7 protein-coding genes are annotated in these 8,319 nt (G+C 67.4%); 6 read left to right on the top strand and 1 reads right to left on the bottom strand.

The window, feature by feature from the left end:
* Window positions 1–138 precede the first annotated feature (138 nt).
* The 3 genes from A5780_RS23425 to A5780_RS23435 all read left to right on the top strand — a co-directional run bounded on the left by A5780_RS23425 (window position 139) and on the right by A5780_RS23435 (window position 3,710).
* A complete protein-coding gene (locus A5780_RS23425; RefSeq protein ID WP_064909600.1) occupies window positions 139–1,383 on the top strand; it encodes a KasA/KasB family beta-ketoacyl-ACP synthase in 1,245 nt (414 codons plus the stop codon).
* 94 nt (window positions 1,384–1,477) lie between these two features.
* Window positions 1,478–3,346, top strand: coding sequence for a long-chain-fatty-acid--AMP ligase FadD32 (gene fadD32, locus A5780_RS23430; protein ID WP_064909608.1), 1,869 nt, complete (start codon window positions 1,478–1,480; stop codon window positions 3,344–3,346).
* A 163-nt stretch (window positions 3,347–3,509) separates the two neighbouring features.
* The gene (locus A5780_RS23435; protein WP_030516058.1) at window positions 3,510–3,710 is read left to right on the top strand and encodes a hypothetical protein; all 201 of its coding nucleotides are present in this window, start codon (window positions 3,510–3,512) and stop codon (window positions 3,708–3,710) included.
* A 54-nt stretch (window positions 3,711–3,764) separates the two neighbouring features.
* Here A5780_RS23435 and A5780_RS23440 read toward each other — a convergent pair whose 3' ends face one another.
* Window positions 3,765–4,931, bottom strand: a complete 1,167-nt coding sequence (locus A5780_RS23440) for a thiolase family protein (protein ID WP_063012146.1) — start codon at window positions 4,929–4,931, stop codon at window positions 3,765–3,767.
* 221 nt (window positions 4,932–5,152) lie between these two features.
* Between A5780_RS23440 and A5780_RS23445 the strand changes: the two genes are divergently transcribed.
* From A5780_RS23445 to A5780_RS23455, 3 genes are all read left to right on the top strand, one after another.
* Window positions 5,153–6,667, top strand: a complete 1,515-nt coding sequence (locus A5780_RS23445; RefSeq protein ID WP_064909601.1) for a hypothetical protein — start codon at window positions 5,153–5,155, stop codon at window positions 6,665–6,667.
* Window positions 6,668–6,712: 45 nt separating this feature from the next.
* Entirely contained in the window at window positions 6,713–7,552 is an 840-nt protein-coding gene (locus A5780_RS23450; protein WP_064909602.1) for a DUF72 domain-containing protein, read from the top strand.
* A 99-nt stretch (window positions 7,553–7,651) separates the two neighbouring features.
* Entirely contained in the window at window positions 7,652–8,164 is a 513-nt protein-coding gene (locus tag A5780_RS23455; RefSeq protein WP_063012140.1) for a MarR family winged helix-turn-helix transcriptional regulator, read from the top strand.
* The last annotated feature ends 155 nt before the right edge of the window (window positions 8,165–8,319 follow it).

Consider the following 8,319-nt stretch of genomic DNA (forward strand, 5'->3'; position numbering starts at 1 on the left):
GGGTGGCACTCAGGGCTGTGCCGGTCGTGTTTCGTCTCGCTAATGTAGCCGCTCCACCGCCACCGTTGTCGCTCCAGCTTGTATTCGCCGCAGTGTTGCCCCTGTTCCGCAGTGTTGCCTGTCGAAAGTGAGCCGAGAATGACGGTTTCCAGCCGTATGCGCTACCGCGACGTCGTCGTCACCAGCCTGGCCGCGACCACGTCCATCGCCGGTGATGTCGACTCCACGTGGAAGGGACTGTTGAACGGTGAGAGCGGAATCGACGTACTCGACGACGGTTTCATCGACCAGTTCGAACTTCCGGTCCGCATCGGCGGTCATCTCAAGGTCGTTCCGTCCACCGTTCTGAGCCGTGAGGAGACCCGCAGGCTGTCCTACTTCGAGCAGATGGCATTGGTGCTGGGGCGCGAGGTGTGGCGCAACGCCGGTGCGCCCGAGGTCGATCCGGTGCGGCTCGGCGTCTCCATCGGCACCGGGCTCGGTGGTGTGGAGGCGCTCATCGACGTCAAGGACAAGATGGCCAACGGCGGATATCGCCGGGTCAGCCCGCTCGCGGTCCAGATGATCATGCCCAACGGCGCGGCCGCGGTGGTCGGGCTGGAATTGGGCGCCAAAGCTGGTATCGCGACCCCCGTTTCGGCGTGTTCCTCGGGGTCGGAGGCCATCGCCAACGCGTGGAAGATGATCGTGATGGGCGACGCCGACGTGGTCGTGACCGGCGGTGTGGAGGGGTCGATCCAGGCCGTGCCGATCGCCGCGTTCACCATGATGCGGGCGATGAGTACGCGCAACGACGATCCGAAACGCGCCTCGCGTCCCTTCGACACCGATCGTGACGGATTCGTCTTCGGTGAGGCCGGCGCGATGATGGTGCTCGAATCCGAGGAACACGCCCGGGCTCGCGGCGCCACCGTGCATGCCCGGCTGCTCGGCGCCGGCCTCACCTCCGACGGTTTCCACCTGGTGGCGCCGGATCCGGACGGCACGGGCGCGGCGCGGGCCATCACCCGCGCGCTGCAGACCGCCGGATTGTCGAAAACCGATGTGGGACATGTGAACGCGCATGCCACCGCCACCCCGATCGGCGACACCGCGGAGGCCCGTGCCATCGCCGCGGCGGTCGGCAATCACGCCTCGGTCTACGCGCCGAAATCGGCGCTGGGACATTCCATCGGCGCCGTCGGGGCACTGGAATCGGTGCTCACGGTGCTGTCCATTCGCGACTGCGTCGTCCCGCCCACCCTCAACCTGGACAACCAGGATCCGGATGTCGATCTGGACATCGTCAAGGGCCAGGCCCGGGCGGGGCGGATCGACTACGCGGTCAACAATTCCTTCGGATTCGGCGGCCACAACGTGTCGTTGACCTTCGGCCGGTATTGAGTTGCCCGCCGGAGCTCCGCCGAGTGCGGGCTCCGGGCTTTCGTTCCTGCGTGACTGTTCGTGCGTGACGTTCGTGCGTGAAAAGGATGAGGGAATGATCGGCGAGACCTTCGATGACTATCTGGACGAACACGGCAACATCAAGATCCTGGGCGATGCGACCCTGATCGAATTCGTCGACAAGCACAGTGCGGCGAACGGGGACGAGCTGGCCTACCGCTACATCGACTATTCGCGCGAGCGCGACGGTGAGTACCACGAGCTCACCTGGCGTCAGTTCGGTGCGCGGTTGCGGGCGGTGGCGGCCCGGTTGCAGCAGGTGACCCGGCCGCGGGATCGAGTGGCCATTCTGGCGCCGCAGGGCCTGGACTACGTGGTGGCGATGTTCGCGGCGGTGTACGCGGGCAATATCGCTGTACCGCTGTTCGATCCGGACGAACCCGGCCACACCGACCGGCTGCACGCTGTCCTCGGCGACTGCCGGCCGACCGCGATTCTGACCGCGAGTTCCGCGGCGGCCGGGGTGCGCGAATTCTTCCGCGGCATGCCGACGGGTCAGCGTCCGCGCATCATCGCCGTCGACGCGATTCCCGACAGCGTCGGCGCGGGCTGGACCGAACCGGATATCAATATCGACAGCGTCGCGTATCTGCAGTACACCTCCGGTTCCACCCGCACGCCCGCCGGCGTGGAGATCACGCATCGCTCGGTCGGCACGAATCTGCTGCAGATGATCGACGCGCTCGGCATCGACGAAACCGCCCGCGGCGTCACCTGGTTGCCGCTGTTCCACGACATGGGCCTGCTGTGTGTGATTCTGCCGGCGATCGGCGGCAAGTTCATCACCATCATGTCGCCGAGTGCGTTCGTCCGGCGGCCCTATCGCTGGATCAAGGAGTTGGCCGCCGCCTCCGACGGCGCCGCAACCTATGCCGCCGCACCGAATTTCGCGTTCGAGCACGCCGCGACGCGCGGACGCCCGAAGGCGGGTGAGCACCTCGATCTGTCGAATGTGATCGGTCTGATCAACGGCAGTGAGCCGGTGTCGGTGTCGTCGATGGCGAAATTCAACGATGCCTTCATGCCCTACGGATTGCCGAAGACGGCGATCAAGCCGTGTTACGGGATGGCCGAGGCCACCCTGTTCGTGTCGGCCACCCGGCGTGAGGACGCCGCGCGGGTCGTCTACGCCGACCGCACCCGCCTCAATGCCGGAGACCTCGTCGAGGTCGCCCCGGATGCGGAAGACGCCGTGGCACAGGTGTCCTGCGGATATGTGGCGCGTTCACAGTGGGCGGTGATCGTCGACGACAACGGCGCCGAACTGCCGGACGGCCGGGTGGGCGAGATCTGGTTGCACGGGGAGAACATGGGCATCGGCTACTGGGGTCGTGCCGAGGAGACCGAGGCGACCTTCCACAACCGGCTCAGCGCCCGGCAGCCCGCTGGCAGCCGTGCCGAAGGCGCTGCGCCACAGGCATATTGGATGCGCACCGGGGACTACGGCGTGTATCACGACGGCGAGTTGTACATCACCGGCCGGGTCAAGGATCTGGTGATCGTCGACGGGCGCAACCACTATCCGCAGGATCTGGAGATGTCGGCACAGGAGTCGTCGGCCGCACTGCGGCCGGGTTTCGTGGCGGCGTTCTCGGTGCGCGGTGACGAGCTGCCCGCCGAACTCGCCGCCACCGGGGCCGGAGGCGAACATCTGGTAATCGTGGCCGAACGGGGAAGTGGCGCAGCGAAACTCGATGCGGAGCCGGTGGCGGAGGTGGTGCGGGCGGCGATTTCGGCGCGCCACGGGGTCACCGTGCGCGAACTGCTCCTGGTGCCGGCCGGATCGATTCCGCGCACGTCGAGCGGGAAGATCGCCCGACGTGCCTGTAAGGCCGCATATCTGACGGGAACCCTGCGCGGCGGCCACCGCCAGCAGGCATTCCCGGACGTCTCCGACGACTAGCCGTGGCGGAGCGGGGGAGGCTGATTAGGTGAGGCAATCCTCGTGTGCCCGTTGAGATGTCCTCTGGGCACCGGATTGTCCGGTACTTGTCCGTCGGCGACACCCCGTTGCGGAGTTACCGTGTAGCTACATCAACATGTAGAACCGGATATGGGGCAATGTCATGGAGTTGTCTACCGATTATCTCATTGTGGTGATGGCACATTCGGCGCCCACCCGGCCATTGACAGTGGAGCGTGCGCATCAGGTGATGCAGTTGCACACCGATTGTTCGACCGACGGCTGCGGTATCAAGCAGGCGGCGTTCGACGCGCTGGTAACCGCCGGGCATATCGTGCCCGACAGTTGCCGGCGCCGCGGGTAGCGTGCGTCGGTCGGCGTCGGGGACGCCGACCGGCACACGTGATCCGATCGATCCTCAGAGTCGTTCGATGACGGTGGCGTTGGCGAGACCACCGGCCTCGCACATGGTCATCAGGCCGTAGCGGCCGCCCGACTGTTCGAGGTGGTTGACCAGCGTCGCGAGGATGCGGACGCCCGAGGCGCCGAGCGGATGCCCCAGTGCGATGGCGCCGCCGCGGGGGTTCAGCTTGGCCGGGTCGGCGTTCAGTTCGTGCGCCCACACCAGCGGGACCGGCGCGAAGGCCTCGTTCACCTCGTAGGCGTCGATGTCGTCGATCGACAGGCCGCCGCGCGCCAGCACTTTCCGGGTCGCGGGGACGACCGCGGTCAGCATCAGCAGCGGGTCGTCGCCGGTGACGGCGAAGGAATGGAAGCGGGCGCGCGGGCGCAGGCCGAGTGCGGCGGCCTTCTCCTCACTCATGATCAGGGCCGCGGAGGCGCCGTCGGTGAGCGGGGAGGAGTTGCCCGGCGTGATGGACCAGTCGATCTCGGGGAAGCGGGCCAGGTACTGGTCGTCGGCGAAGGCGGGACGCAGACCGGCCAGGCCCTCGACCGTGGTGGACGGGCGAATGGTCTCGTCGGCCTGCAGGGTTCCGGCCGCGACGATCTCGCGATCGAACCCGCCCGAAGCGGCGGTCTCGGCGGCCAGCCGGTGCGACCGGGCCGCGAATTCGTCCAGTGCGGCGCGGTCGAACTTCCACCGCGCGGCGATCACCTCTGCCGAAATACCCTGCTGCACAAGCCCTTCGGGGTAGCGATGAGCGATCGGACCGCGATTGGCGTCGGCGCCCTGGCCGTTGGAGAACATCGGCACCCGCGACATCGACTCCACACCGCAGGCGATGGCGATGTCGTAGGCGCCGGCGATCACGCCCTGAGCGGCGAAGTGCGCGGCCTGCTGACTGGAGCCGCACTGGCGGTCGACGGTGGTAGCGGGGACGGCCTCCGGAAATCCGGCCGCGAGCACCGCCGTACGGGCGATGTTGAACGCCTGTTCCCCGCTCTGCGTCACGCAGCCGGCGATCACATCGTCGACCAGCGCCGGATCCAGGTCGTTGCGTGCGACCAGGTCGGACAGCACTCCGGCCAGCAGGGTGGCCGGGTGGACCTGGGACAGGCCGCCACCGGTTTTTCCCTTACCGGACGGGGTCCGGACGACATCGACGACGACTGCCGTGGTCATAGCCACTCCGATCGATCAAAGTTACTCGAGGTTCTGCTATAAGTTAACACCGATTCGCTTCTTTTCCGAGAGTGGGCCCGGTCTGCGGGCGGTCTGCGGCCCGGCGGCGGCGCGGCACGCGGGCGTCGTCGGCTGCTGCGCGGTCCCCGGATGTGGCAGACTCGGCACGGCACGATGCGGCCGGTCGACGACCGTATGTGGAAGGTGATGCGGGAGTTGGGATGGCGAGTGCGCTGAGCGCGATCGAACAGCAGGTGGCCGACCACAGACGGGCCGCCGCTCAGGAACGATCGGCCGAGGCCGAACTGCGCCTGGCGACGTCGCTGTGCGAGCTGGCCAAGGCCTGCCTGGACACCAAGACCGAAGACGCCGACCGCGACCGCGCGCCCGCAGCGCTGGAACCCGCCCAGGAGGCGGTGCTGATCCGGCTGCACTGGCTGACCGCCGGTCATGTGACCGCGCAATTCGCCGGGCAGGTCACCGAGGCGTTGCGATTGTTCGAACAGGCCGCCCGCACCATCGGCCATCGTGAACTGGCCACCGCGACCATCCGCCAGGCCTGCGACGCGTATCACCAAGTGGCGCAGAACTATCCGATGGCGGCCGGGGTGTGTGCCGACGGTCTGTCCAAATGCGGGGTGTGGCTGTGCCGGCTGGATCCCGAGTCGGCGGTGGCGGCCAGTGCCGAGGCGGTGCGCATCCGCGCGGGCCTGTTCGCCGCCAATCCCGATCAGGCGGGCCGCTATCTGGCCAGCCTGAACATGCTGCTGCGCACCCTGATGATCGGCCGCGCGCGCAAACAGGCGCTGGCGATGTATCGCGAACGGTATTCCGCGTGGACCACGCCGGAGATGACCACGCGGTTGCGTGAGACCTCGATCGACGAACTCGAATTCACCAGCAAAACCCATGGCGCCCTGGTGAAATTGGAATGCCCGACGCTCGAACGCGCCGGATATCTCACCCAGCAGCAGATCCTCTACCAAACCGCCGGCGATCTGACCACGATCGAGGAGATCAACTGGAAGCTCGGCCTGGTCGGGCTCAAACCCCTCGCCGCCGGTGCGCTGGCGGACCCGCCGTCCAAGCCCATGGAGATCGCCACCTCCTACGGTGCGTTGAGCGTGCGCTGCGCCGCCGCCGACGCGGTGGCCCGGGTGCGCGCGGCGGTGATCGAGGCCTATGCCGCCGACGGCGCGCATCCGGTGGACAGCAGCGCCTTCGCCGGGGTCGGCGAAACCCATTGGCATATGCCCGATCCCGTCCTCAACGCCGCTCCGAACCTCGGTGACGATGTGGTGCTGCTGCAGCGCGCGGGCAGCTGGGTGCATGTGCTGAGCCTGTTCTGGGAACTCGCGCCCACCGGGAAAAACCCGCTGGCGCTGCGGCTTTCGCGGCAGTGGCCGGTGCTCGCGGTCAACACCATCGAGAATCTGACCTACGAATTGTGCTGGTACGCCGACGGTGCCGCGCGACAGTTCGCCGCTCTGGGCCGCCCGGCCGGACAGGAGCCGCTGGATACTCCGCTGGCGCCGTTGGACTTCGCGATGCTCGCCGACTACGGCGCCGACTACGCCTCCGAAACCCAGGTCCGCGCGGCGTTCGGCAACTCCGGCATGTTCGCCAAGCTGACCAACCTGCCCGCCAGTGGAATCCGGCAGGCGGGGCAGGCGCGTGCCCTGGCCGATTACGGCGACCAGATCCTGTTCTTCCGTGGTGGCACGCGGCAGGACTGAGCTGCCCCGTGTTCCCTGTCACCGCGGGCGGTTACCGTCGACACCATGACACTCTCGGTCGGATGCGCGCAGTGGACCCACGAGGCGTGGCGCGCGTATCAGCCGGATTCGCGGCGGCGACTGGGCGGTTATGCCCGGTACTGCACCGCGGTGGAGGGCAACACCACCTTCTACGCGACGCCGAGTCCGGCCACCGTGCGGTCGTGGGTCGAGCAGACGCCCGAGGATTTCCGATTCGTGCTCAAGCTGCCGAGGACCATCACCCACGAACGCCGGATGCGCGGTGCGGAAACGGAATTGGCGGAATTCCTGCGCGCGGTGGAACCGCTGGGGCCGCGCATCCACGCGCTCTGGGCGCAATTGCCGGCCTCGTTCGGGCCGGACGATCTCGGCGTGCTCGCCGGACTGCTGCAGCGCCTGCCGCGCCGGTACCGCTGCGCGGTCGAGGTGCGCCACCGCGCGTTCTTCGCCGATCCCGAGGCGGCCGACCGGCTGGAGTACGTGCTGGAACGGGTTGGCGCCGAATGGATTCCGTTCGACACCACCACCCTGTTCGCCGCACCGCCGCGCAGCGCGGCCGAGTACGAGGCGAGCGCGAAGAAGCCGCGCCTGCCGCGCCGCTTGCGCGCACTGACCGACTATCCGATCGTGCGGTATCACGGCAACGACGATGTCGAGGCGACCGTCGCCGGCTGGCGGCCGTGGCGCGACCTCGTCGTCGAGTGGTTGCGGGAAGGACGGTCGCCGACGGTATTCGTCCACACTCCCGACAATGCGGATTCGCTACTGCTGGCCCGGCGGTTCTACGATGACGTGCGGTCCGCCGGCGCGGAACTGCCGGCCCTCGTGGATCCGGCGCCGATCGAGCCGATGACCCTGTTCTGAACGAAATGAACCACCGCCGTACGCCGTCTGTATAGTTGGCGTCGGCAACTACTTGTACGCGCTAAGCAAGTCTGCAGATCTGGGAAAAGGGGACACCCGATGACCGCTGCCGGCCTTGACCGCACCGTCACTGCCACAGCGCTCGACGACGCCGATCGACTAGGCGCCCAACTGATCCGGTTCGTACGCGCGGTGAATCGCGCCAAGACGCAGCTGTCCAAGACCGGCCCGGACGGACTGGAGAAGCTCGCCTACGCCATGCTCTTCTGTCTGGTTCACGACGGACCGCAGCGGACGGGCAAGCTGGCCGAGCAATTGCACGCCGAGATCTCCACCATCAGCCGGCAGACCAGATCTCTCGTGGCACACGGCCTGGTCGAGCGTCGCGCCGATCCGATCGACGGCCGGGCATGCGTACTGGCCGCGACCGACGAGGGTGTCCGGGTGTTCGCCGAGAATCGGCGCTTGCGCAACCTTTGGATCGCCGAGGTGATGGCCGATTGGCCAGACGCGGACAGGTCCACGCTGATCGCATTGCTCGACCGGCTCAACTGCGGTATCGAATCAACCCCGCCATCGACGGCCGAACCGAAACAGGGCTTGGAAATATGACCACTTCGACCACCCGGGAGCCGGCGGCGCAGCCGGCCCCGGGCGCCGCGCCGGGCACACTCTCGCATCGGCAGGTTCTGACTATTTTGTCCGGTTTGTTGCTGGGGATGTTCTTGGCGGCGCTGGATCAGAATATTGTGAGTGTGGCGATTGTC

The sequence above is a fragment of the Nocardia sp. 852002-20019_SCH5090214 genome (assembly GCF_001665865.1).
Lineage (GTDB): Bacteria > Actinomycetota > Actinomycetes > Mycobacteriales > Mycobacteriaceae > Nocardia > Nocardia nova.